Annotated in this window: 17 protein-coding genes; 7 read left to right on the top strand and 10 right to left on the bottom strand. The window is 63.6% G+C overall.

Features of this window, described 5'->3' with window-relative positions:
* The first annotated feature begins 160 nt into the window (after window positions 1–160).
* Window positions 161–1,468, top strand: a complete 1,308-nt coding sequence (locus tag C0Z16_RS10910; RefSeq protein ID WP_102632155.1) for a solute carrier family 23 protein — start codon at window positions 161–163, stop codon at window positions 1,466–1,468.
* A 69-nt stretch (window positions 1,469–1,537) separates the two neighbouring features.
* On the opposite strand, the gene C0Z16_RS10905 is transcribed toward C0Z16_RS10910, so the two are convergent.
* Window positions 1,538–3,187 carry a Na+/H+ antiporter gene (locus C0Z16_RS10905; RefSeq protein WP_102632154.1) on the bottom strand — a complete coding sequence of 550 codons (1,650 nt, stop codon included), beginning with the start codon at window positions 3,185–3,187 and terminating at the stop codon, window positions 1,538–1,540.
* Window positions 3,188–3,643: 456 nt separating this feature from the next.
* Between C0Z16_RS10905 and C0Z16_RS10900 the strand changes: the two genes are divergently transcribed.
* Entirely contained in the window at window positions 3,644–4,912 is a 1,269-nt protein-coding gene (locus C0Z16_RS10900; RefSeq protein ID WP_102632153.1) for a sensor domain-containing phosphodiesterase, read from the top strand.
* A 44-nt stretch (window positions 4,913–4,956) separates the two neighbouring features.
* Window positions 4,957–5,667, top strand: a complete 711-nt coding sequence (locus C0Z16_RS10895) for a copper homeostasis protein CutC (RefSeq protein ID WP_102632152.1) — start codon at window positions 4,957–4,959, stop codon at window positions 5,665–5,667.
* Between the two features lie 88 nt (window positions 5,668–5,755).
* On the opposite strand, the gene C0Z16_RS10890 is transcribed toward C0Z16_RS10895, so the two are convergent.
* The 9 genes from C0Z16_RS10890 to C0Z16_RS10850 form a co-directional block, all read right to left on the bottom strand.
* On the bottom strand, window positions 5,756–9,343 hold the full coding sequence (locus tag C0Z16_RS10890) for an indolepyruvate ferredoxin oxidoreductase family protein (protein ID WP_102632151.1): 3,588 nt from the start codon (window positions 9,341–9,343) through the stop codon (window positions 5,756–5,758).
* Window positions 9,344–9,581: 238 nt separating this feature from the next.
* Window positions 9,582–10,565, bottom strand: a complete 984-nt coding sequence (locus tag C0Z16_RS10885) for an ion channel (protein WP_102632150.1) — start codon at window positions 10,563–10,565, stop codon at window positions 9,582–9,584.
* Window positions 10,566–10,759: 194 nt separating this feature from the next.
* Complete coding sequence (locus C0Z16_RS10880) at window positions 10,760–11,005, bottom strand: hypothetical protein (RefSeq protein ID WP_102632149.1); 246 nt, start codon at window positions 11,003–11,005, stop codon at window positions 10,760–10,762.
* Between the two features lie 58 nt (window positions 11,006–11,063).
* Window positions 11,064–11,294, bottom strand: coding sequence for a hypothetical protein (locus C0Z16_RS10875; protein WP_102632148.1), 231 nt, complete (start codon window positions 11,292–11,294; stop codon window positions 11,064–11,066).
* Window positions 11,295–11,428: 134 nt separating this feature from the next.
* Window positions 11,429–12,346, bottom strand: a complete 918-nt coding sequence (locus C0Z16_RS10870) for a carbohydrate kinase family protein (protein ID WP_102632147.1) — start codon at window positions 12,344–12,346, stop codon at window positions 11,429–11,431.
* On the bottom strand, window positions 12,343–13,626 hold the full coding sequence (locus tag C0Z16_RS10865; RefSeq protein ID WP_102632146.1) for an AGE family epimerase/isomerase: 1,284 nt from the start codon (window positions 13,624–13,626) through the stop codon (window positions 12,343–12,345). The genes C0Z16_RS10870 and C0Z16_RS10865 overlap by 4 nt, the downstream gene beginning before the upstream one ends.
* Window positions 13,623–14,609, bottom strand: a complete 987-nt coding sequence (locus C0Z16_RS10860) for a LacI family DNA-binding transcriptional regulator (RefSeq protein WP_102632145.1) — start codon at window positions 14,607–14,609, stop codon at window positions 13,623–13,625. The genes C0Z16_RS10865 and C0Z16_RS10860 overlap by 4 nt, the downstream gene beginning before the upstream one ends.
* A 195-nt stretch (window positions 14,610–14,804) precedes the next feature.
* The gene (locus C0Z16_RS10855) at window positions 14,805–16,661 is read right to left on the bottom strand and encodes an EAL domain-containing protein (RefSeq protein WP_102632144.1); all 1,857 of its coding nucleotides are present in this window, start codon (window positions 16,659–16,661) and stop codon (window positions 14,805–14,807) included.
* 259 nt (window positions 16,662–16,920) lie between these two features.
* Window positions 16,921–17,943, bottom strand: coding sequence for a bile acid:sodium symporter family protein (locus C0Z16_RS10850; protein ID WP_102632143.1), 1,023 nt, complete (start codon window positions 17,941–17,943; stop codon window positions 16,921–16,923).
* Window positions 17,944–18,529: 586 nt separating this feature from the next.
* Between C0Z16_RS10850 and C0Z16_RS10845 the strand changes: the two genes are divergently transcribed.
* From C0Z16_RS10845 to C0Z16_RS10830, 4 genes are all read left to right on the top strand, one after another.
* The gene (locus C0Z16_RS10845; protein WP_102632142.1) at window positions 18,530–18,964 is read left to right on the top strand and encodes a hypothetical protein; all 435 of its coding nucleotides are present in this window, start codon (window positions 18,530–18,532) and stop codon (window positions 18,962–18,964) included.
* Between the two features lie 558 nt (window positions 18,965–19,522).
* A complete protein-coding gene (locus C0Z16_RS10840; RefSeq protein WP_102632141.1) occupies window positions 19,523–20,608 on the top strand; it encodes a porin in 1,086 nt (361 codons plus the stop codon).
* 392 nt (window positions 20,609–21,000) lie between these two features.
* Window positions 21,001–21,936: a LysR family transcriptional regulator gene (locus C0Z16_RS10835; protein ID WP_102632140.1), complete on the top strand. Its 936-nt coding sequence runs from the start codon at window positions 21,001–21,003 to the stop codon at window positions 21,934–21,936.
* A 249-nt stretch (window positions 21,937–22,185) separates the two neighbouring features.
* The gene (locus C0Z16_RS10830) at window positions 22,186–25,800 is read left to right on the top strand and encodes a methylmalonyl-CoA mutase family protein (protein WP_102632139.1); all 3,615 of its coding nucleotides are present in this window, start codon (window positions 22,186–22,188) and stop codon (window positions 25,798–25,800) included.
* The last annotated feature ends 38 nt before the right edge of the window (window positions 25,801–25,838 follow it).

Genomic DNA, 25,838 nt, shown 5'->3' with positions numbered 1-25,838 from the left:
CGCTGAACGCAGCCGTCGAAGCAGTCTCGCCGTGACGGCTGTTCGCCCTTGCCACGTCTAATGGCACTCCGTACACTCGCGCGTAATTCCCGGACGGCGCGTTCTATTGGACTCGCGCCGTCGTCCACGAATAACGCCGAATAGAGGAGAACTCCCCGCGATGGCCGATTCCTATTTTCCCCGCTGGCGCGTGCAGCCTGACGCCGTCGAGGGGCGCATCGTCGGTACCGACGAACGCCTCGCCTGGCCGCAGATGTTCGCGATGGGCGTTCAGCACGTCGTCGCCATGTTCGGTTCGACGGTGCTCGCGCCGTTGCTGATGGGCTTCGATCCGAACCTCTGCATCTTCATGTCGGGTATCGGCACGCTGCTGTTCTTCGTGCTGGTCGGCGGGCGCGTGCCGAGCTATCTCGGGTCGAGCTTTGCGTTCATCGGTCTCGTGATCGCGGTCACGGGCTACGGCGGCCACGGGCCGAACATGAACATTCCGGTCGCATTGGGCGGCATCATTGCGTGTGGCGTGGTGTACGCGATCATCGGCCTGATCGTGTCGGCGGTCGGCACGCGCTGGATCGAAACGCTGATGCCGCCGGTCGTGACCGGCGCGATCGTCTGCGTGATCGGTTTGAATCTCGCGCCGATTGCGGTGCGCGGCGTGAGCGGCAGCAACTTCGATTCGTGGATGGCGCTCGTCACCGTCCTGTGCGTCGGCGCGGTTGCGGTGTTCGCGCGTGGCATGCTGCAACGCCTGCTGATCCTGGTCGGCCTCCTGATGGCGTATGTGATCTACGCGATCGTCACGAACGGCCTCGGCATGGGCAAGCCCGTCGACTTCTCGATCGTTGCGAACGCGGCGTGGTTCGGCATGCCGCACTTCACGGCGCCAGTGTTCAACATGCAGGCCATGACTTTGCTCGCGCCCGTCGCGGTGATTCTCGTCGCCGAAAATCTCGGGCACATCAAAGCCGTAAGCGCAATGACCGGGCAGAACCTCGACCGCTACATTGGCCGCGCCTTTCTCGGAGACGGACTCGCCACAGTCGCCTCGGGCTTCGCCGGCGGCACGGGCGTGACGACGTACGCGGAAAACATCGGCGTGATGGCCGTGACCAAAATCTATTCGACGCTGGTGTTCGTCATCGCCGCCTTGATCGCGCTCGTGCTCGGTTTTTCCCCGAAGTTCGGCGCGGTCATCCAGACCATTCCGGGTCCTGTGCTCGGCGGCGTGTCGATTGTCGTGTTCGGGCTGATCGCGGTGACCGGCGCGCGCATCTGGGTCGTCAACAAAGTCGACTTCTCCGACAACCGCAATCTGATCGTGGCCGCTGTGACACTCGTGCTCGGCGCCGGTGATTTCTCGCTGAAGCTCGGCGGCTTCGGGCTTGGCGGCATCGGCACCGCGACCTTCGGCGCGATCATCCTTTACGCGCTCCTGAGAAGGAAGCCGGCGCAAGGCCCGGTGGCCTGATGCTTTCGCAGGGCGGCGTGCCTGCTTGAGATATAGAGCCCGCCGCCGCAACCGTAGAACAAACGCGCGCTATTTTTTGCGCGCGGTCAGCGCCGTCTCGGTCAGATCGACTTCGCGCATGAGCTTGTTGAAGGTTTCGTCGTTGATTGCCTGGCTGCTCCGCAAGCCGAGCAGTATCTCGCGCTCGGCGCGCATTGCGGCGACCTTCATGCGAAATTCCAATGCGTCCGCGCGGCGCGCCATCTCGCGCGGTTCGCGATCTTCGCCGAGCGCCGTCAGCCTGCGGCGATAGATGTCCATCACGCGCGCAGTCACATCGGCCGCATACGCCGACGCCGATTCGTCGAGATGCATGCACTCCTTGTCGTGCAGGTCGTCGACGGCGCGAATCGCGGCTTGTGCCGCCATCGTGCGCGCGAGCGCTTCTTCCGCGGCGTGCGGATCCTTGCCGCGGCGCCATCCGCGCAACAGCAACGGCAACCCGACCACCGCCACGAGCAGCGACAAGAGAATCACGCCCGATGCGATGAATATCGCGAGATCGCGCCCCGGCAACGGTGCGCCGCCCGGCAAGGTCTCAGGCAACGACAAGACGCCTGCGAGCGTCACCGCACCGCGCACGCCCGCCACTGTCGTGACACCTACGGTGCGCAATCCCGGCACGGCATTGGCCACGCCCTGTCTTGCCGCGCCCCGGCTCGCGAACCAGCGCAGCAGCCACACCCAGACGAACCGCATCGCGTACAGCGCCGCCGCAACGGCCGCGATATAGCCGATCAGCCGGCCCACTTGCGCGTCGCTGGTTTCGTGCGCGTCGAGCAGCGCGCGGCCAAGAATATGCGGGAATTGCAGTCCCAGCAGAATGAACACCATGCCGTTGAAGACGAACTCGATCATCATCCACGTGTTGCTCGCACCCACTCGCGACGCCACGGGCCCGGCGGTCGCGAGCGTGGTGTAGTTCATCATCATGCCGGCGGCGACCGCCGCGAGAATGCCCGAAAGTTCGAGCCGTTCCGCGATCAGATAAGCGGCGAACGGAATCAGCAAGGTCATGATGACGCCGGGCGCGGGGTCGCCTTCTTCCGCGAGATTCAGAAAGCGCACGGACACGAAACTGAACAGGCAGCTCACGGCCGCGCCCGTCGCGAGACCGCCCGCGGCGATGATCACGAAGCTGATCGACGCGTCGCGCAATGAAAACACGCCGGTCAGCGCGGCGGCGATCGCAAACTTCAGCGCGACGAGCCCCGACGCGTCGTTCATCAACGCCTCGCCTTGGAGGATATGCATCAGCCGGCCGGGGATTTTGCCTTTGCCTGCGATGCCGCCGAGCGCCACCGCATCGGTCGGCGACAGGACCGCCGCGAGCGCGAAAGCGACCGGCAGCGGGATCGACGGCACGAGCGCGTGCACGAAGTGGCCGACGGCGAGCACCGTCATGAAAACGAGGCCGAGCGCGAGCATCAGGATCGAGCGGCGCGCCATGAAGAATTCGCGCTTGGGAATGCGCCATCCGTCCGCGAACAGCAGCGGCGGAATGAACAGCATCATGAAGATTTCCGGATCGAAGGTGACGTGCAATCCGAGCCTGGGCAACGCCAGCATCGCGCCGATTGCGATCTGCACCAGCGGCAAAGGCAAGGGCAGCAGGCGCGTCACGACGCCCGACGCGGCCACGGCAAGCAGGAGGATCAATACGGTAAAGACAATGTCCATCGGTTCAAGGCTAGGGAGGTAACCAGGATGCTGGCAAGGTTTCGCGATGCCGCCTCGTCTCTCGCGCACCAGGTGCATAAGGTGCATAGGGTGCATCAGCAGCATAAGGCCTATCAGACGGATGCGGGATGCGCGCGAACACGAAGTTCAGCGGCGAAGCTGAACCGCGAAGTGTAGCCCGATCATGCGCGGCGCTTCAGCGAACCCGGCAGGGCCGCGACGCGCGCAGCCACCGTCGATCGCAGTGCGATGCACGGTATCAGTGCGTGTGCGCCCCGACGTGGCGCACACGCTGTGCCGCCGGTGCAATCTTTCGCGCGAGTTACATCGCTATGTGCGCGAGCGTGCGCATGGAGCTTGCTTAAGACATATCGATGACGCACATTTTGGAGCGATGGCGCCGTGGTTGTTCGCATCCGCGTTCGGACCGGCCCGGCTCTCGCGTGAGAGGATTGCATGACGATTGCGCAACAGGAAAGGACGGCCACCGTGCCGCACGGCTTCGAGGTCGAAGTGACGTCGGGCCTCGAACGCTTCTCGGCGCAGCATGGCGAGCTGACGCTGACGAGCGTGTTTCAACCCATCTTCAGCCTGTCGCATATGCGGGCCGTCGGCTACGAGGGCCTGCTGCGCGCGCACGACCTGCTCGACCGGCCCGTGTCGCCGCTCGACGTATTCGGCGAGGCCGCGCGCGTCGGCGATGTATTGCAGGTCGACCGGCTCGCGCAGACGCTGCATCTGGAAAACTTCAAGGTGCTCGGCGCCGAGCGCGAGTGGCTGTTTCTCAACGTGCATCCGGGCGCGCTGACCGATCCGTATTTGTCCGCCGCATTGCTGGCTACGCTCAAGCGGCTCGACTTGCCGCCGCGGCGCATCGTACTCGAAGTGCTCGAACAGCGCGCGGAAGACCTCGAACGTCTCGCGGATGCCGTGCGTCAATTCCGAGAGCGCGGCTTCCTGATCGCACTCGACGATTTCGGCGCCGGCCACTCGAACGTCGAGCGGATCTGGCAGCTGAGTCCGGACATTGTGAAGCTCGACCGCATCATGCTGTCGCACGCCGCGCATCGCGCCGACATGGGAACGATCCTGCCGGGCCTCGTCGCGTTGCTGCACGAAGCGGGCAAGCTGGTGCTGATCGAAGGCGTGGAAACCGAGCATGAAGCGCAGATGGCGCTTGCCTGCAACGCCGACTTCGTACAAGGCTTTTTCTTCGGACGCCCGAACCCGGGCGCCGCGGACGCGACGCACGCGACAGCCTGCATCAGCGAACTCACCGAGCGGTACCGCGATCAGGCCGAAGCGCGCGAGCGCCGCAATGCGAGCCGCCTCGCGCCCTATCTGCGCGCCTTCGAACGCGCGGCCGAACGGCTTGCGGCCGGCGAGCCGCTGGAAGAAGTGTGCTGGAACTTTCTCGCGCTCGATCACGCCGCGCGCTGTTTCCTGCTCGACGCTAAAGGGCGGCAGGCGGGCCGCAACGTCGTGCTGCGCGCCGACCGCGCAGCGCATGAAACGCGCTTTTTGCCGCTCGCCGACGCGCAAGGCGCGAACTGGCTGCGTCGTCCGTACTTTCGCGATGCGATCAACTCGCCGGAGCGCGTGCATGTGACGCGCCCGTACCTGTCGATCAACGAGGCGTTGCCGTGCGTGACGTTGTCGGTGGCGACGCGCGTGGGCCCGCAGACTTGCGTGCTGTGCGGCGACATCGACTGGATCGATGAATAGCGCTTCTGAGATGATGTCGTTTTCAACGACACCCGGTTGCCCTCATGTCCGTTCTGCTCGAAGTCATTGCCACTACCGTTGCCGACGCGCGGCTCGCCGCGCAAGCGGGCGCCGATCGTCTCGAACTCGTGACCGCGATGGGCGAGGGCGGGCTTACGCCCAGCATCGGTTTGATAGAAGCCGTGGTGGACGCTGTCAAGATTCCGGTGAACGTGATCGTGCGCCCGCACAGCCGTTCTTTCGTCTATGACGCCGACGATTACGCGGTGATGCTGCGCGACGTGCGAGCCGTGAAAGCGGCGGGCGCGAACGGCGTGGTGATCGGCATGCTGAACCCTGCGGGCGAGATCGACCGCGAACAGCTCGCGCGTGCAATCGACGTTGCCGAGGGTCTCGCCATCACCTTCCATCGTGCGTTCGATGAAGCGCGCGATCTGCAAAAAGCGCTAGACGTGCTGCTTGGTTTCGATGCGGTGGCGAATGTACTGACGTCGGGCGGAAAGCCGTCGGTGCTGCAGGCGGAGGCGACGATCGGCGAACTGGTGCGGCAAGCATCGGGATCGCCATGCACGGTGCTGGCCGGCGCGGGTTTGACGGTCGAGGCAGTCGCCGGCTTCGTGAGCAGAACGCAGGTCGGAGCCGTGCATTTCGGTTCGGGCGTTCGTGTGGGGGGCAACGGCCTCGCGCCGGTCGATAGTAAAAAGGTGGCGCGAGTCAGGGCATTGCTGGACGAGACCATCACGCCAACCGTTTGAATCGGCAGCCAAAGAAAAAGCCGCTTCGTGCAATAAATACGAAGCGGCTTTGCTTATTCAAGCTGCACACTGAAACGCGCGATTGCGACTACTTCGCGACAACCACCGGAATCCCGCGTAACTGTCCGGCGCCTTTCACTTCCTCCAGCGATTTCTTCACCGACGCCCCCGTAGCCGCTTCAATCTGCAAGCGCGCAGCGAGATCGCGCTCGCCGCGCTTCACGCCAGCCAGATTCGCAAGCTTCACATGACCGTAACCGCGCACACGGGCATGCAGATCGGCGAGCTTCGCGACGTCTTCGAGATTGTCAGCGTCGAGCTTCGTTAGCGCGCGCTGCAACGTGGTTTCATAATCGTCGGCGAGTTCACGCTCCATCTTGCGTTCGAGTGTACGGCTAAACGGATCGAGCATCGTGCCGCGTAAGCCGCGCACCTTCGCGAGCACGCCGAGGACCGGCCACATCCATTGACCGAACGTTTTCTTGGTCGGATTCACGCCGGCATGGGGACGGGTGAGCGTCGGCGGCGCGAGGTTGAACTTGATGCCGAAGTCCTTGCCCGCTACGCCTTCGAATTGCGCCTCGAGTGCTTCGCGGAACGCGGCATCCGTATGCAGACGCGCGACTTCGTATTCGTCCTTCACCGCGAGCAGGCGATAGAACGTTGTGGCCACCGCACGCGTCACGCGTTCGCTGTTGGCGTCGACCGCGCGTTCCGCACAGCGCGCCGCATCGACCAGCGCGCGATAACGCTTCACATAGCTCGCGCCGCCATAAGTTTGCAGACGGCCTTCGCGGTGCGCGATGAGTTCGTCGAGCGTATCGACGCGCACCGCTTGCTTCGCGACATGCCGCGCCTGCCACAGCGCTTCAAGCGAGGCTGGATCTTCCGCAGCGAGTCGGCCGATCGAAAACGCCAGTTGATTCATCTGCACGGCGACGTTATTAAGTTCGATCGCGCGCATCAACGCGCCGAACGACACGGGCACGAGACCAAGCTGCCACGCGTAGCCGAGCATCAGAATGTTCGCGCCGATGGTATCGCCTAGAAAACGCGTCGCGAGCGCCTGAGCGTCGCAAGTCGACATGCGTTCAGCGCCGGCAGCATGGCGCATCTTGTCGATCAACGCGTCGGCATGCAGCGTTGCGTCCGGGTTCTGCACGAATGTGGCGTTCGGAATCGCATGCGTGTTGACGACGATGCGCGTGCGGCCATGACGCACCGTTTGCAATGCGTCGGCGCTGGCGCCCACCACCATGTCGCACGCAAGCAGCACGTCGGCCTGTTGCGTGTCGATGCGCACCTGGTTGAGCCACTCGTCGCGCGCCGCGAAGCGCACGAACGACAACACCGAGCCGCCCTTTTGCGCAAAGCCCATGAAGTCGAGCACCGACGCGCTCTTGCCTTCAAGATGCGCAGCCATGCTGATCAATGCGCCGACCGTCACGACGCCCGTGCCGCCGACGCCTGTCACCAGAATGTCGTACGGCGCGGCATCGAGATGCGTGGCGGGAAGCCGCAACGCGTTGACGCGCTCAGCCAACGCTTGCGGATCGAACGCGACGCCCGCGGCTTTTTTCAGCTTGCCGCCTTCGACCGTCACGAAGCTCGGGCAGAAACCGTTCACGCATGAGTAGTCTTTGTTGCACGACGATTGATCGATGCGGCGCTTGCGTCCCAAGGCTGTTTCAACCGGTTCCACCGACAAACAGTTTGACTGCACGCCGCAATCGCCGCAGCCTTCGCAGACTTCCTCGTTGATAAAGAGGCGCTTGTCCGGATCGGGGAATTCGCCTTTTTTGCGGCGACGCCGTTTTTCGGCGGCGCACGTCTGGTCGTAGATCAGCACGGTCACGCCGTCGGTGTCGCGCAATTCGCGCTGCACAGCGTCCAATTCGCTGCGGTGATGGAACGTCGTGCCCTTCGGGAAAAGATCGTGATGGCCGTCGTATTTCTCCGGCTCGTCGCTGACCACGACGAAGCGCGACACGCCTTCGGCTTCCACCTGCCGCGCGATCTGCGGCACGGAGATGCTGCCGTCGACCGGCTGGCCGCCGGTCATCGCGACCGCATCGTTATAGAGAATCTTGTAGGTGATGGTGGCATTCGCGGCGACCGCCTGACGGATCGCGAGAATGCCGGAGTGAAAATACGTGCCGTCGCCGAGATTCTGGAATACGTGACGCGTTTTCGTGAACATCGAATGCGACGCCCAGTCCACACCTTCGCCACCCATCTGGATGAGTCCGGTCGTGTCGCGCTCCATCCACGAAGCCATGAAGTGACAGCCGATGCCCGCCTGCGCGATGGAACCTTCCGGTACTTTCGTCGACGTGTTGTGCGGGCAGCCCGAGCAGAAGTATGGCGTGCGCTTCACGCTGTCCGCGGCGTTCGAGAGAATCTGCGGCGCGACCAGATCGACCACGCGTTCGCGGCGATCGAGCTCCGGCTTGTGCTTTGCAAGCCAGTTCGCGAACACGGGCAAAATGCGCGAGGGCCGCAATTCACCGAGCGACGACAGCAGCATGCTGCCGTCTTGCGCATGCTTGCCGATCACGACCGGCCGCGCGCCTTGCGTGCGGTTGTACAGATAGTCCTTGATCTGCTGTTCGATGACCGGGCCTTTTTCTTCGACCACCAGCACTTCCGAGAGGCCGGACACAAACGCGTCGATGCGCGTCATTTCCAGTGGAAACGACAAGCCCACTTTGTAGATACGCACGCCGGCCGCGTCCAGATCGGCGACAGTCAGATCGAGTCGGCGCAGCGTTTCCATCAGATCCAGATGCGCCTTGCCGCACGTAACGATACCCACGTTCGCATGCGGGCTTGGCGCAATCCATTTGTCGATGCTGTTGGTCCGCGCGAAGTGACGCACAGCGTCGAGTTTCGCGTGCATCCGCGATTCGATGGTGAGGCTTGGCAGATCGGGCCAGCGATTATGCAAGCCGCCCGCGGGTGCTTCGAAATCGTCGGGCATGCTCCATTCGGTTCGGAGCGCATCGAGATCGACGGTCGAGCCGGATTCGACTGTTTCGGAAATCGCCTTGTAGCCGACCCATGCGCCCGAGAAGCGCGACAACGCCCAGCCGTACAGCCCGAATTCGAGCATATCGGCGATGTTCGACGGATTCACGACCGGCATGTGCCACGCCATCAACGCGAAGTCGCTCTGATGCGGCATCGACGACGACACGCAGCCGTGGTCGTCGCCGGCCACGACAAGCACGCCCCCATGCGGCGACGAACCGTACGCGTTGCCGTGTTTCAGCGCGTCGCCCGCACGGTCCACGCCGGGGCCTTTGCCGTACCACATCGCGAACACGCCTTCGACAGTGCGCTCGGGATCCGCTTCCACGCGCTGTGTGCCGAGCACGGCCGTGCCGCCGAGTTCTTCGTTGATGGCGGGCAGGAAGCGGACGTCGCTTGCGGTGAGCAGTTTCTTCGCTTTCCACAATTGCTGATCGACCATGCCGAGCGGCGAGCCGCGATAGCCGCTGATGAAACCGGCGGTGTTCATGCCGCGCGCTCGGTCAAGCGAGCGCTGCATCAGAGGCAGGCGCACCAGCGCCTGCGTGCCGGTCAGGAAGATCCGGCCGCGCGTCGCGGTGAGATTGTCGGACAGCTTGTAGTCGGCGAGAGCGGGCGTGCCGTCGATGGGCAGGCGAGCGGTCATGGGTGAGTCTCCATTGTTTCGCATTCGCGCGCTGTGGGGACCACGAAGGTGACGCAGCGAAAGAGACTCTATTTTTTAGCGCCAATCAGAGTGGATTTTTTCTAGTTTGCCGGCACGTCAGCGAATGAGCGCGAAGAGCGACGCGTTTTCGCTGAGTTTTGAGATGGATATGCCACGCGAAGAGCGGATTCGGGTATGCCCTGGTGCGTTTCCACGTGGCCGTGGCAGAAGCGATGGGTTACCGCGCGGTCTGCGCCATGTGTGCGTTCGGCACGGAGTCGGTGACCGGCGCTTCATCGAGCGGCACGATCTCGTGGAAATGCGAATAGTCGATGTGACTCACGCCGTCGCGCTCGCTCATGATGTCGACGAAACGGTGCTGCCAATAGATCTGATCGCACGTCCACATGTGGCGCGCGTGCATGGTTTGCGAGGTCGATTCATCGACCCCTTCGAGCGTGAGGAGCAGCGACGTATCGCGCGCTTTCAGTGTCTCAGCGGTCTCGCCGAACAGCGGACTGTTTTCGTCGATCACGTGCATCAGGCTCCAGCCGAGCTTGAATACCGGATGCTGATCGCGCAGCAGCCTGAGGTCATGAAGCCTGCGCAGCGTATAGCCTTCTGCTGTGGTTTCCCGGCGCAGAATACGCAGCCTTGCATGCGCTTCGGCAATCACGTTCTGACGGCCGTTGGCCGAACGCACCATCAGCGTCATGTGGCCGTCGAGCGGCCGGACAATCGCGTAGCGCGCGAACATGATCTTCGCGTGCGGCCGCGAGAAGCGCGCAAAAATGAGCCCCGTCGCCAGCGCAATGCCCGACATGCCGACGAAGATTTCCAGCGTCGCTATCCAGTGCGCGTAGATCGTCTGCGGATGCATGTCGCCATAACCGACGGTGGCGAGCGTTTCGACGCTGAAGAAGAACGCGCCGTTGAAACCCGGCGGATACTGATTCGCAATCGGCGCGTCGCCGAGCATATAAAGCGCGGCGAACGTGGTGTTGAGAAGCACGAAGAGCACCGCGAGCGAGACGAAAAACATCGGCCAGCGAACCACCAGCGCGCGGTGATAGAGATCCTGCCAGAACCGCGTGGGCATGCCATGCGCAATCACCACGCGATCGTCCAGACGCAGTTCGCGGCTGCCGCGCGAGCGGCCCTTTGGCGGGCTGAGTTCAGCATCGCCGATGCCGGGAAAACGGTCTGACGGTTCGTTGGCCATCGCGTGCTCATGGAAATGAAAACGGCGAAAGCGTAGCACGCGGCGTCACTCGCGAAGAGCGATTCCCAGCGCTTCAAAGGGAACCGGAAGCGGTGCGCTTCCGTGTCGTTAATCGCCAGGCGGTAATCGCTAAAAGGACGGTCACGCGCCGTAGTGGACGACCAGGGTCTTGCTGGGTCTTGCTGGGTCTTGCTTTACGGGAAGGCTCGCGGCTTCGGGATGCCCGCGCCGTGTTCAATGTCGTCGACGGCTTGCTGGTGTGCCGCGGCGATCGCTTCTGCTTCGTCGGTATAACCGTCGTCGCCGCCGACGGTCGTCCACGGCTTGACCGCTTTCTCCCGATGCCGGATTTCGTATTCCGCGTCCCAGCGCGCGCCGCTGAGTTCGAGTGGGCGGACGTGAATCGAGTACACGCCGTAAAGGAAGAGCTGTTCAACCATGATCGCCTCCGACCATTGCGTTCAGGTGGCGCGGCGCGACGGCGCGGCGCCGGTCTGCCTACAGTTCGATTTCCCCGAGTATGCGATGAGCGAGCGCCTTAGCTTCTTCGAGCGCTTCTTCCGGCGTGGATGACGTGGCTTCGACTTCGTAGACGGTGGTTTCCTGGTCCTGGCTTGCTTCGCCTTCGTCGCGCGCCAGTGTGACCACACCTTGCCACGTGTCGCGATCGAGCTCTCTTACCGACGCGGTGGCCGTATAGATGCCTTTGGTGTAGGTGATGTCCTCCATGGCGTCGCTCCTCGTTCCAAAGGTTGAGGTCTTTTCATGCTAGCACGGTGACGGCGCTTCGGCTCACAGCCACCGGCGGCGCGACAGCGTTATGACGATGCGCGCGCCAGCACGGCGAAGATAAAGCGGCAGCGTTACAGCAGTGCGACGACTTCATCGAGCGATGGTGCGTGCGCGCCCGCGTGCCGGCATGCCGCCGCGCCGGCCGCGAGCGCAAACGCCAGATGTTCCGGCCACGCGCGCTGCGAAGCGGTCATCAGGCTGAACAGCAAGCCGCCGATCGAAGCGTCGCCCGCGCCGACCGTATCCACGACCTCGACGCGCGGCGGCCGCGCTTCGGCCGTCATCGCGCCGTCGATCAGCAACGCCGTCTCCGGTCCGCGCGTGACGAGCACGGTGGCGGCCGGATTCATTGAGCGCAACTGGGTGAGCGCGTGCGCTTCGTCGTCGGTTTTGAAGAGCAGGCGCAGGTCTTCGTCGGAGACCTTGATCAGGTCGGCGAGCGCGGCCATTTTGCGCAGCGTCGGTTCGTAGCGGTGCTCCATCAGGTTCCGATAGTTCGGATCGAAACTGATCTTCACGCCATGTGCGCGCAAGTCGGCGGCCAGCGCGGCGAGCGTGTCCCCGAGCGGTTGCCGCACGAGGCTGATGCAGCCGAAGTGCGCCCACTTCACCTGTTGCATCCAGCCAGCCGGCAGACGCGCGGGATCGAAGGCCAGATCGGCGCCGTTCTCGCCCATGAAAAAGTAAGCAGGCGGATGCGTGCGATGAACGATCGCCAGCAACGGCGGCCGCTCCACGCGCTGCATGAAGCGCATGTCGAGGCCTGCCGCGACGCTCGCGTCCCATAGCTCATCGGAGAAATTGTCGGTGCCGAGCGAACCCGCGCACGCGGTAGGCAGGCCAAGCCGTGCCACGCAGCGCGCCACATTCCAGCCGGCGCCGCCAGGACGCGACAGCCATTGGGATGGGCCTGTGCGCACGAGATCGGTGAGGATATCGCCCGCCGAAACGAAGACGGGCAGTTCATTGTTCGCGCTGATTGGACTCATTTTGCCTGCTCCGCGGAGACGGCTGCGGCGGTCGCACCGTCGGGCAGCGCGTGCGCCAGCACCTCGTAGCACGCGCCCATCGTGTGATAGTCGGTCTTGCCGGCCGGACTCTTTTCGTCGCTGTACTTGCGGTTGTCGCACGTGAGGATGCGATACCACGCGCCGTATTTGTGATCGACGAAGTGCGCCCAGCTATAGCGCCAGATCTCGTCGTACCAGTCCCAGAAACGTTCGTTGCCCGTGCGCCTACCGAGCAGCGCGGCAGTCGCGAAGGTCTCGGCCTGGACCCAGAAGTACTTGTCGTGATCGCACACGGTGCCGTCGGGGCCGAAGCCGTAATAGAGGCCGCCGTGGTCTTCGTCCCACGCGTGCGCCATCGCGGCGTCGAACAGTTCAATTGCGCGCGGCAACAGCCACGGCAACGGACGATAGCGCTCGAGAATCAGCAGCAGCTTCGCCCATTCCGTTTGATGCCCCGGCTGAAAACCCCACGGACGGAAAATGTTCGAACTGTCCTCTTCGTTGTAGTGCCAGTCGACCGACCAGTCCGCGTGAAAGTGCTCCCACACGAGCCCTTGCGACAATTTCGCCTGACGCAGCGTGATATTCGACGCCACACGTTCGGCGCGATCCAGATAGACGAGGTGGCTGGTCGCTTCGTGTGCGGCGAGCAGGGCCTCAGTGGTGTGCATGTTCGCGTTCTGCCCGCGATACGAACTCACGCGCCACTCCGGCGATGCTTCGTCGGCATAGAGACCCGCGGCGGCGTCCCAGAAGCGGTGTTCCATCAACTCGAAGGTCGCGCCAATCATCGGCTTGGCTTCTTCGATGCCCGCCATCGCCGCATGCGAATACGCGAGTAGCAGGAACGCGAGGCCGTAGCAGTGGCGCGTGGCGTCGAGCGTGCGCTTTTTGCCGTCGCGCCATTCAATTTCCCAGTCATAGCCTTCCTGTTGCGCGTCCCAATGCGCGTCGCGCAGAAAGCGCAAGCCGTGGCGCGCGTACTCGAGATGCCGCGGGTCGCCGAACTGGCGATAGGCCATCGCGTAGTTGAAGACGTAGCGGCAACTGCTTACCAGATGCCGCGTGGTTTTGTCGTAGACGGAACCGTCGTCGCGAAAAAAGTGGAAGAAGCCGCCGCTCGGATCAAGCACGTTCGGCGCGTAAAAGCGCAGCGTGTCCTGGATATGCGAGAGCAGAAACTCGGGGCTGCGAAAACTCGCGACGGGCGGCACGGCAACGGCGCCGTTGGCGGAATTGGGCGTAGCGGATTGCGTCATGGCGTTTTCACCAAAGTACTGGCACGGGCAATGAGATGAACGGGCAATCGGACTTCTGCTTCAGCGGGGGCGTCTTCGAGCAGTAACTCGACGCCGCGTCGGCCGAGCGCTTCCTTGTCGACCGAGATGGTGGACAGCGGCGGCGTGGCGTGAGCGGCAGCGGGAATGTCGTCGAAGCCGATGACCGCGATGTCCTCGGGCACACGCACGCCGCGCGCGAAGCAGGCGCGCAGCGCCGCGAGCGCGGCGGCGTCGTTGTAGGCGAACACGGCGTCGGGGCGCGGGCCCGGCGCATCGAGCAATTGCTGCATCGCGCGCGCGGCGCCGGTGTCCGGATCGAGTCCGGCGTCGATCGTCACTTCCAGCGAAGGATCGAACAGCAGCCCGGCTTCAAAAAAAGCGCGCCGATAACCGAGCGCGCGCTGCGCGATGCTGAAATGCGCCAGCGATCCGCCGATGAACGCGACCCGCTTGCGTCCCTGCTCGAACAGATGCCGCATCGCAAGCGTAGCGCCGGCGGCGTTATCGAGATTCACGGAACGCAGACCTGGCGCCCACAGGTCGATCAGCACGAGCGGGCGCTGCATGGCGACGAGCGTGGCGAGCGTCTCTGGTTCGACGAAACCGGCGATCGCGACGGCGTCGGGCGCATGCACGCGCATCTGCTGGATCACGTCTTCAGTGGGGCCTGCGGTCAGCACGGACGGCACGATGCCGCGCTCGCGGCACGCGTCTTCGACACCATGCAGCACGTGCGAGAAGAACGGGCTGACCGCGAAGTTATTGTGCTGACGGTGCAGCAGGAACGTGAGACGGCGGATGCGTGGACGCAGTTGAGCCGCGTCGTAGCCGAGTTGCCGCGCGGCTTCGACCACGCGCACGCGCGTAGCCTCGGAAAGGCCCGGCTGGTTTTTCAGTGCGCGTGAGACGGTGCCGATCGACACGCTGGCCGCGCGGGCGACGTCGCGGATGGTTGTGGCCATCTAAGCAGGCGGCCACGGGAGGGCGACCGCACGGTGTTTGGGTTCGGGCGATTGTATAGTAAAACCGCTCAGAAACAGCCTGCAAAAGACGCGTCAAGCACCCGTAAATACCCGTAGATGCAGGTTATTTATGCGATTTAGACGTTTAGTAAAAACGACTAAACATGCGCCGGCACCGGTGTTTGGCGGAGGTCCTCAGTCGACGGGCAGCGCCGCCGCTTCTGATTGCCCGCGCAGCAAGGCCACGCTTTCATCCGCGTCGATCAGCACGAAGCCGCCCGTCTCCAGCTTCGCGCGCCGCTTCGCCAGCGCCGCGACGGTGGCGATTTCCTCGCTGTTGTAGAGCGACGCGCCGTCGGCCGGCTCCGGCTCCACGCGCACGCAGCCGATCGCCATTGTCACGAAACCGAAGAAGGTCGGATTGCCGCGCCGGTCCTCACCGTGGATGCCGCCAGCGAGACGGTCGGCAGGCGCATAGAAGCGTTGCGCGCCTTCGTTGAACACGTGAATCGCGCGCAGCACGCGCTCGCGCCAATCGTCGCTCTGAAACAGGATCAGGAAATCGTCGCCGCCTACGTGGCCAAGAAAATCGCGCATCGGATCGCACACGTCGGCGAGCACTGCGGCCGCGAACTTCAGCACCTCGTCGCCTTGCCAGTAGCCGTACTGATCGTTGAAGGGCTTGAAGTGGTTCAGGTCGACATAGCAGGCGTAGAAACCGGCGTGATTGCCGACGAGCCGCGCAATGTGCGAACTGATTGGAATGTTGCCCGGCAGGAAAGTCAGCGGGTTCGCGTAGCGCGCCGCTTCGATGCGCACTTCTGTCACCGCGCGCACCAGATTCTCGCCGGTGCCGAGGCCGGCATACTTGCCGTTTTCGGTGATGACGAAGCCATCGGCGAGATAACGCTGATCGTCGCTCGCGAGGAGCTTGGCCATCTGTTCGACGGTCATCGATTTCTCGATCACGACCGGCGAGGCGTTGGCGAACAGCAAACAGGGCCGCTTGCCGAACAGCTCGCGGTGATACGGCAACGCGTAGCGGTCCATGAAGCTGCGACGGTTGATCAGCGCAACCGGCTCGTTATGTTCGACCACCGCGACCGCGTGCAGATCTGGGAGACGGTTGAAGAGTTCGAGCACGTCGTTGTTGGTCGCCTGGCGCGGTAGTGCTGGCGCGTGCACGAGCATCTTTTCTGAGGCCATGCCGCCCGACGGCGATGCGCCGCCGAGCGTGCGCGTTGCCTCGGGAAACACGGCGATGTGGCCGGCTCGCAGCGCGTCGCGGGCGTCGTCGGTGACTTTACGTGCCGGCTGCGCATGCGGACGGCCGAAGAAAAAGCCTTGCCCGCAGCCGATTCCCATGTCGCGCACCACGATCAGATCCGCCTCGTTTTCGATGCCTTCTGCCACGAGACGCGCGCCGCTAGCGCTGGCGAAGTGCTGCATCGCGCGGACGGCTTCGAACTTGAGCGGATCGCAGGCGATGTCGTGAATGAAGAAGCGGTCGATCTTCACGACGTCCGGTTGCAGCCGCACCCACAGATTCATGCTGGCGTTCGCGGTGCCGTAATCGTCGAGTGCGAACTGCGCACCTGCCGCGCGCAGCGCCGCGATCACCGGCAGAAAGCTGCCGACATCGGGAATCGTGCTTTGCTCCGTCAACTCGATCACGATGCGCTGCGGCTCGACGCCGCGATGGCGCAGCAGCGCGAGCGTGTCGTCGGGCGCCTCGGCCAGACGCCGGAGCGCGCCCGCGCTGAAGTTGAGGAACAGCTTGCCGTCGTAGCCAAGCCGCGCGAACGCGTCGATGCAGGCGCGCGCGGCGGCCTGTTCGAGTTCGATCGTGCAGCCTTCGGCGAGCGCTTGCGAGAACAGCGCGAACGGCGCCTCCAGTGACGTGCCGGCTGGCCCGCGAATCAGGCCTTCGTAGCCGAGAATCGCGCCGTCTTCGAAGTCGACGATTGGCTGGAACACGGCGGACAGGTCGCGCCGGGCAATCAACTCTTCGACGCGCGGCGCGGCGGATCGGGAGGGCAAGCGAGGTTGCATGGCAGGTCGGCGTAGCGATGGACCTTCGGCTTATCGACCTGCCGTGCCGAGAATTAAGTGAACTTTTGGTGAAGCGTTGCACCGAGATGGTGCGTGGTGCGCGTCCTTCAGTGCTACCAGGAACCGGCTTATGCCATCCGGCCGAGGCGACAACGGCGGCGTTTGCGCGTGAAATAACAAAAAGCCGCGCAAGGCGGCTTTTCGAAAACGACGCTCAGGGAGGGCGCTTATGAATGTCCTATTTGCATTGCGCGCGTATTCAACGGCGAGCGACGGCGGCGGCAGTCCGCTCGCGCGCGGCGCGAGTCTCCCCGGTGGTGTCGCGGGCGCCCCAGCGCTGCGCGAGCGCGGCGCATACCATCAGCTGGATCTGGTGGAACAGCATCAGCGGGAGAACGACGGCGCCCACCGCCTGCGAGGCAAAGATGACTTTGGCCATGGGCACGCCGGCGGCAAGGCTTTTCTTCGAGCCGCAAAAGATGATGGTGATCTGGTCCGCGCGGCTGAAGCCGAGCCGCTTGCTCACAAAAATCGTGACGGCCAGCGCGAGCGCGAGCAGCACGACGCTGATCAGCACGATCCCGCCGAGCGCGGAGAGCGGAATCTGATGCCACAGGCCTTCGGTCACGGACTCGCTGAAGGCGCCGTACACCACCAGCAGAATGGAGCCTTGATCCACGAATTTCAGCACGCCGCGATGCCGCTCGATCCACTTGCCGATCAACGGGCGCAGCAGTTGGCCGGCCACGAACGGCACCAGCAATTGCAGCACGATATTGCCCACGGTGTGCCAAGGGGAGCTACCGCCCGCCGCCTGATTCGTGACGAGAACGCTGACGAGTGCGGGCGTTATGAAGATGCCGAGCAGGCTGGAGGCCGACGCGCTGCATACGGCGGCCGGCACATTGCCTTTGGCAATGGACGTGAACGCGATAGAGGACTGAACCGTCGATGGCAAGGTGCAGAGGAAGAGGATCCCGGCATAGAGCGCAGGCGTGACAAGTGGCGAAAGGAGCGGTTTAAGCGCGAGGCCGAGCAGCGGAAACAGCGCGAACGTGCTGAGCAGCACGACTACATGCAGGCGCCAATGCGTCGCGCCCGCAACAATCGCTTCCCGCGAAAGCTTCGCGCCGTGTAGAAAGAACAGCAGGCCGACCGCCACGTTCGTCACCCAGTCGAACCCCACGGCGGCCTGCCCCCGAACCGGCAGCAAGCTGGCGAGTATCACGGTGCCGACGAGGCACAAGGTGAAGTTGTCGGGAAGCAGTTTCGGACGGGCCATGTCGGGGTCTCAAATCGGTGATGCGGAATGGCACGCAAGGCGCGTGCGCGAAGCGCCGCGTCGCTTTGCGTGCCGTCGCTTCATGCCAGGGAAAACGACTATTGTCCTGCCAAAGCGATTAAAAACGCAAATTCATTTACTGAATCGATTGATGACCGGCGCGCATTCCGGAGGAACTGCGCGAATGGGAGCAGTGCGCGGATGGTCCCGCATTCAGCTGTCCCGAGCTCTTGCGTTTTCGCTCTCTGACAGTCGGCCAGCCGCCACGTCGGCAGCTCGGCTCCCGGCCTTGTCCGCTACGCGTTCCGCGAACGCGAGGAGTCCCGGTCAACGAGCGGCTTCAGGCGGTTTACGCAAGGGTTATGTCGTAGAAAAACGTCGCAGTAACAAGGTGTTACAACGGCGGTCGAGGCCTAACACTTTTTGGCTCGACACCCTTTGCCAGTGCCCATAAATTACCGTTTCAGAGGCCGTCGGGATGCCCCCGCGCCGCGACTTGTGCGCAGCGCCCGTGCCAGTCCCACAACAAGTCCATCGCAGCTCGAACGGTGGGCTTCAGGCAAGTCTTCGGGCAAGTGAGTCACTGGTGGACGGGTTGTCGAGAACGAAGCACTGGGCGTGGGGCGCGTTTATCGTCGCGCTGTGCTCGTTCGCCTACGCGAAAGGGCCGGGCCTGCCCCACGGCGGCGCGCAGTTCATCGCGGACAGCTATGGCCATGGCAATTACGTCAACCGCGACGTCGGCCGCGACGGCGCGCCGAGCGTAGGCCTGCATCGTGTCGCCGGACCGGGTGCTTATCCCGGCGACGGCCGCGGCGGCATCCCGTCGTATGCCGGCGCGTTGACGCCGGTTAGCGCGGAGTCGCGCCCAGGACCGCGGCCCCAAGGCAATGCGCCAGTTCGCTCCGGTTCGATCCGCGCCGACGTCGCTCGTTATAACGAAGAACGCGGCTCGATGCGCGCGATTCAGCGCCAAGGCGACGACGCTCGTCCGCCCGAAGGTTCTCCCTACCGCAATTAAGCTTGATTCGCGCGCGGCGTTTTTCGCTTGTGCTCAATACCGGGCAACGCTCGTTGCTCGCGGCGCTTTTCACCTTCGTATCTTTCAATCCGCTTGACACCGGCATCACGCGCTAGCGCGCTTCGAAAGCAGGCGCGCAATCTGACGTTTCGACGCCACACTTTTTTGAAAACATTCGGCAGCGCGCCGCGTCCCGTCGTCAAATTTGAATGTGTATGCGGCGGCGCGTCAGCGGCGCGTCGTTTGAAGCGTTATGAACCGACAGGCGCCGCGCGAGCGTGGCTTCGCGCGACATCGTGGCTTTCGCGGCGGCACCGCGAACAGGCTGACCACACAGTCTTTAGCAGGCCGATAAGCGACAAAACTAATCAGACCGATATACCGGCAATAACCAGCGTTATTTTTGTTTATAAAAATGGTCCGCAAAGATGATCCCGCCCAGATTAGCTCGATGACTGAACTGACAAGAACCGACAACAACAACCGGACAACAACAATAGTTCGCGCGAGTTCCCCCTTTCGCACAGCCACACCCTTTTGACAAAGACAGGAGAACCCATGAAAACAAGCATCAGCCGTGCGCTGAAAACCGCCGTCAAGGCAACCGCGTGTGCCGCTTTGCTGGCCAGTGCATCGTCTGCTTTTGCGCAATCGAGCGTGCAACTTTACGGTCAGGTCGACGAATGGGTCGGCGCGCAGAAATTCCCCGGCGGCAAGAACGCGGTGCAGGTGTCCGGCGGCGGGATGTCGACGTCGTACTGGGGTTTGAAAGGGGCCGAGGATCTGGGCAACGGCTACAAGGCGATCTTCACGCTGGAAGGTTTCTTCCGCGCGCAGAACGGTCAGTACGGCCGATTCACGGGCGATACGACGTTCTCGCGCAACGCGTACGTCGGTATCGAATCGCCGTACGGCACGGTCACGGCCGGCCGTCTGACCACCGAACTGTTCGTGTCGACGATTCTGTTCAACCCGTTCATCGACTCGTACGTCTTTTCGCCGATGGTCTATCACGTGTACCTCGGCCTCGGTACGTTCCCGACGTATTCGACCGATCAGGGTGTGACCGGCGACTCCGGCTGGAACAATGCGGTGCAGTATCAGTCGCCGAACTTCAACGGTCTGTCGGCGAGCGCGATGTACGCGCTCGGCAACACGACGCAGAACGGCGCGAAGAAATGGAGCGGCCAGGTGCTGTATTTCCACGGCCCGTTCGCAGCGACCGCGGTGTATCAGTACGTGAACTTCAACAACACACCGGGCGATCTGGGCAGCTTCGACTCGTCGGGCGTGCCTGGCCTGAAGGCGCAGAGCGTGGCGCAGGTCGGTGTGTCGTACGACCTGAAGTACGTGAAACTGTTCGGCCAGTACATGTACACCCACAACGACCAGACATTGACGAGCTGGCACGTGAACACGGCGCAGGGCGGCGTCTCGGTGCCGGCGGGTCCGGGCACGGTGATGGCGTCCTATGCATACTCGCGCGACGGCGGCGGCTTCGACCAGACGCGTCAGACGGCGGCGATCGGCTACGACTACCCGCTGTCCAAGCGCACGGACGTCTACGCGGCTTATCTGTACGACCACATCAGCAGCCAGTCGAGCGGCAACACTTATGGCGTCGGCTTGCGCGCGAAGTTCTAGGCGTCGCTGCGTCGCTCGACATGCCGCGCGGCGGCCCGGCTTGCCGGGGCGCCGCGTTTGACGGCTGGATGCGAGCGTGCGGGACAGTGGCCGCAAGCGGTGCCGCAGTCGCCAACTGCAGCCGTGCCGCGGTCCAGCAGCAGTCGCAGTCGCAGCCCAGCCGTGCCGCGAGGTATGCGGCAAGGGCAACCGCAAGGTATGTCGCAACGACTGCCGCAACAGACTTCGCCAACCCTTCGCAACAAACTCCGCCAGAACCGCAAGCCCGCTTCCTCTTGAACGCGGGCTTTTGCGTTCCGACATTCCGCCACGCTCGCACGCTACCTTTGCCTACCGGCTCTTGATAAACCGTGCAAAATGACGCCGATTAAATCCTTGAGCGAGCGATTCGGATGGACACCCTCGTCAGCATGAAAGTGTTTCGGCAAGTGGTCGAAGTGGGCAGCTTCGTCGGCGCGGCTGACCGGATGGAGATGTCGGCGGCGATGGCGAGCAAGCATGTGATGCATCTCGAACAGCAGCTCGGCGCCCGCTTGCTGAACCGCACGACGCGCCGCGTCGCGCCGACCGAGGCGGGCCGCGAATACTATGAGCGTCTGAGCCAGGTGCTCACCGAACTCGAGGAAGCCGAGCAGGTGGTTGGCGCGGCGAGCGTCGTGCCGCAAGGGCGTTTGCGGGTGTCGTCGCTATCGGCGTTCGGATTGAGTCACGTCATGGCTGCCGTCGCCGACTACGCAGCGCAGTATCCACAGGTCACCGTCGATATAACGTTGTCGGACCGCGTGGTCGAGTTGATCGACGAGGGCTTCGATGTCGCGATCCGCGCTTCGCCGAGCGGCTTGAAGTCGTCTTCGCTGATCGCGCGGCAGATCGCGATGGCGCATCTGCTGCTGTGCGCGTCGCCGGACTATCTGCGCCGGCGCGGCACGCCGAAGACGGCCGCCGATCTCGCGCGCCACAACTTTCTGCAATACGCGGGCGTGTCGGCGCTCGACGTCGTTCAGGCGACCGGCGACGCCGCGCGCGTGCGTCTGTCGGGCAATCTGATCGTGAATCACCTGGAAGCGCAACGCGTGATGGTGCTGCAAGGCGCGGGCGTCGCGCTGCTCGGCACGGAAGTGATTGGCGCCGATCTGGCCCAGGGGCGTCTCGTGCCGATACTCGTCGATGAAGTGCCGCCGCGCGAGCTACCGATCCATGTGGTCTACGCGAGCCGCCGTCATCTGTCGGCGAAGGTGCGTTCGTTCGTGGATTTCCTTGCTGACCGGTTCGCGAACGAATCGCTGTGGCCGTCGCTCGAACAGATCAAGGCGCTGGCGGGACGGTAGGCACAAAAGGGCGTCGGAGCCTAGCGAGCGTCCGGCGTGTGAGAGGCGGCCCAAACAGCCCAAACAGCCCAAACAGCCGAAACAGCCCAGGCGACTCGAACAGCTGTTCAGGCGGCTAAGCGGCCAAAGCGTCCCACTAGCCCCAAGCCCACTCCCCGTGCGGCGGTGCGCGTAAGCCGCCGCGACCCATTTCGCTATACTGGTTGCCAGCACCCATACACGCATACAGCGTAACGATCTGGGGGAGACATGACCGATCTGTCCACGCCGCGGCGCGCCGTCAGCCACAAGCTGCCCGCGGGCCGGCGACTGCGCTTCGTCACCGCCGCGGCCCTGTTCGACGGGCACGATGCATCGATCAACATCATGCGGCGCATCCTGCAAGCGAGCGGCGTCGAGGTCATTCACCTGGGCCACAACCGTTCCGTCGATGAAGTCGCGACCGCCGCGTTGCAGGAAGACGCGGACGGCGTCGCGGTGTCGAGTTACCAGGGCGGCCACAACGAATATTTCCGCTATCTGGTCGATCTGTTGCGAGCGCGCGGCGGCGAGCGCATCAAGGTATTCGGCGGCGGCGGCGGCGTGATCGTCCCGGAAGAAATCGTCGAACTCGAGCGGTACGGCGTCGAAAAAATCTATTCGCCGCACGACGGTCAGCGGCTCGGTCTGCAAGGGATGATCGACGACATGATCGCGCGCTGTGCATCGGTGGCGCATGAGAGCGCGGCAGCGCGGGTCGGTGCGGTCGGCGAATGGATCGACGGATTGAACGTGCAACCGCTGTCGCGTCTGGAGTTAAACGCGGAACACGGCGTCGGCGTCGGCGTCGGCACAGGCACAGGCACAGGCACAGGCACAGGCACCGTCATCCGCGACGAAGCGAGCGGTGCGCGAGATATTTTGAGCAAATCGGGCGCCGCAGATTCCCAGGACCCAACCTCCCTCGCTTTCCGCCGGCTCGCACAACTGATCAGCGCGTTCGAAGCAGGCAGCATTGCGTCGTCCGAGCGCGACAGGCTTTCCGTCTTGTCGAAGGCGGTCGATGTCCCCGTGCTCGGCATTACTGGCACGGGCGGCGCGGGCAAATCGTCGTTGACCGACGAACTCATCCGCCGCTTTCGGCTCGATTACGGCGACGCGCTGACCATCGCGGTGCTCGCCATCGACCCGTCGCGCCGCAAGTCGGGCGGCGCGCTGCTCGGCGACCGCATCCGCATGAACGCGATCGGCGATTGGGGCGGCGGCGCGCGCGTCTATATGCGCTCGATGGCGACGCGCGAGGCGTCGAGCGAAATCTCCGACGCGTTGCCCGACGCGCTGATGCTGTGCAAGGCGGCCGGCTTCGATCTGATCGTCGTCGAGACGTCCGGCATCGGTCAGGGCGACGCGGCGATAGCGCCGTTCGTCGACGTATCGTTGTATGTGATGACGCCCGAGTTCGGCGCGGCGAGTCAGTTGGAGAAGATCGACATGCTCGATTTCGCCGACTTCGTCGCGATCAACAAGTTCGACCGCAAGGGCGCGCCCGATGCTTTGCGCGACGTCGCGAAGCAGGTGCAGCGTAATCGCGCGGACTTCGCGAAGTCGCCGGACGCGATGCCGGTGTTCGGCACGATCGCTTCGCGCTTCAACGACGACGGCGTGACCGCGCTTTACCTGCATGTCACCGAAGCGCTGCGCAAGCACGGCCTGCGCGCGGGCGGCGGCCGTCTGTCCGTGTCCGCCGACGCGCGGTTTTCCAGCAGCCGTCATGCAATCGTGCCGCCCGCACGCGTGCGCTATCTGGCGGAGATCGCGCTGACCATCCACGCTTATCGCGAGCGAGCCGATGAGCAAGCGCGGATCGCGCGCGAGCGCTGGCAACTTGTCGAAGCGCGCCGGATGCTTGCGGAGGCGAGCACAGAGGCACGAGCTAGCTCGGGCCCAGGTCCCAGTCCAGGCGTCGGTGCAAACCCGAGCTCAAGCGTCACAGTTGCGCATGCAACCGGCGCGATTGGCGCAGACCAGGAAGCCGCCCCCACCACTGCTTCAACGCACCGCGCGCAATCCACCGAATCCCAGCTTGACGCGCTCATCGCCGACCGCACCGCCGCCCTCGGCGAGCGTGAGCGCAAACTGCTCGACGCGTGGCCGCAAACCGTAGCCGCTTATTCCGGCGCTGAACACGTGGTCCGTATTCGCGACCGCGAAATTCGCACCGCGCTCACGGTCACGACCTTATCCGGCTCCGAGGTCCGCAAAGTCGCGCTGCCGAAATTCGCCGATCACGGTGAAATTCTGCGCTGGCTGATGCTCGACAATTTGCCCGGTTACTTCCCGTTCACCGCAGGCGTGTTCCCATTCCGCCGCGAGAACGAAGACCCGACGCGGATGTTCGCCGGCGAAGGCGATCCTTCACGCACCAACCGGCGTTTCAAGCTGCTGTCCGAAGGCATGCCGGCCAAACGTCTTTCGACCGCGTTCGATTCAGTCACGCTGTACGGCGAAGAGCCGCATGAGCGCCCGGACATCTACGGCAAGGTGGGCAACTCGGGCGTATCGGTCGCGACGCTCGACGATATGCACGCGCTCTATGACTGCTTCGACCTGTGCGCGCCGGAAACATCGGTGTCGATGACGATCAACGGCCCCGCGCCGACCATCCTCGCGATGTTCTTCAATGTGGCTATTGATCAGCAGATCGCACGCAAGGAGCAGCAACTAGCGCGTCCCCTGACCGAAGACGAATTCGCCGCGACTCGCCGCATGGCATTGCAAAACGTGCGCGGCACAGTGCAGGCCGACATCCTGAAAGAAGATCAAGGCCAGAACACGTGCATCTTTTCGACCGAGTTCAGCCTCAAAGTGATGGGCGATATTCAGGCGTACTTCGTCGAGCACAGCGTGCGCAATTTTTATTCGGTGTCGATCTCGGGCTATCACATTGCCGAAGCCGGCGCGAATCCGATCTCGCAACTCGCTTATACGCTCGCGAACGGCTTCACCTATGTCGAGGCGTATCTGGCGCGCGGCATGTCGATCGACGATTTCGCGCCGAACCTGTCGTTCTTCTTTTCTAACGGCATGGACCCGGAGTACACGGTGCTCGGCCGTGTGGCACGGCGCATCTGGGCCATCGCGATGCGCGAGCGCTACGGCGCGAACGAACGCAGCCAGAAGCTGAAGTATCACGTGCAGACGTCGGGGCGCAGCCTGCACGCGCAGGAGATCGACTTCAACGACATCCGTACGACGCTGCAAGCCCTCATCGCGATCTACGACAACTGCAACTCGCTGCACACCAATGCGTTCGACGAAGCGATCACCACGCCCACCGAGGAATCGGTGCGCCGCGCAGTGGCGATTCAATTGATCATCAACCGTGAATGGGGGCTCGCGAAGAACCAGAATCCGAATCAGGGTAGCTTCGTGATCGAGGAACTAACAGATCTCGTCGAAGAAGCCGTGCTCGCCGAATTCGACCGGCTAACCGAGCGCGGCGGCGTGCTTGGCGCGATGGAGACGGGCTATCAGCGCGGGCGCATCCAGGATGAGTCGATGCTGTATGAGCATCGCAAGCATGACGGCTCGTATCCGATTGTCGGCGTGAACACGTTTCTGAGCACGCATCCGCATGAAGCGCCGCAACCAATTGCGCTTGCCCGCTCCACCGAACAGGAAAAGCAAAGCCAGTTGAAACGTCTGCGCGATTTTCAGGCGCGGCATCGCAAAGCCGCGCCTGCCGCGCTCGAGCGTCTGCAACGCGCGGTGATCGACGACGAAAACGTCTTTGCGGTGTTGATGGATGCGGTGCGCGTGTGTTCGCTCGGACAGATCACGCACGCGCTGTTTGAAGTGGGCGGGCAGTATCGCCGCAATATGTAGGTAGAAGCAGGAGGTGCAAGCAGGACGTGCAAACGGGA

Source organism: Paraburkholderia rhynchosiae, assembly GCF_002879865.1.
Taxonomy (GTDB): domain Bacteria; phylum Pseudomonadota; class Gammaproteobacteria; order Burkholderiales; family Burkholderiaceae; genus Paraburkholderia; species Paraburkholderia rhynchosiae.
This window is presented reverse-complemented; position numbering and strand designations above follow the sequence as displayed.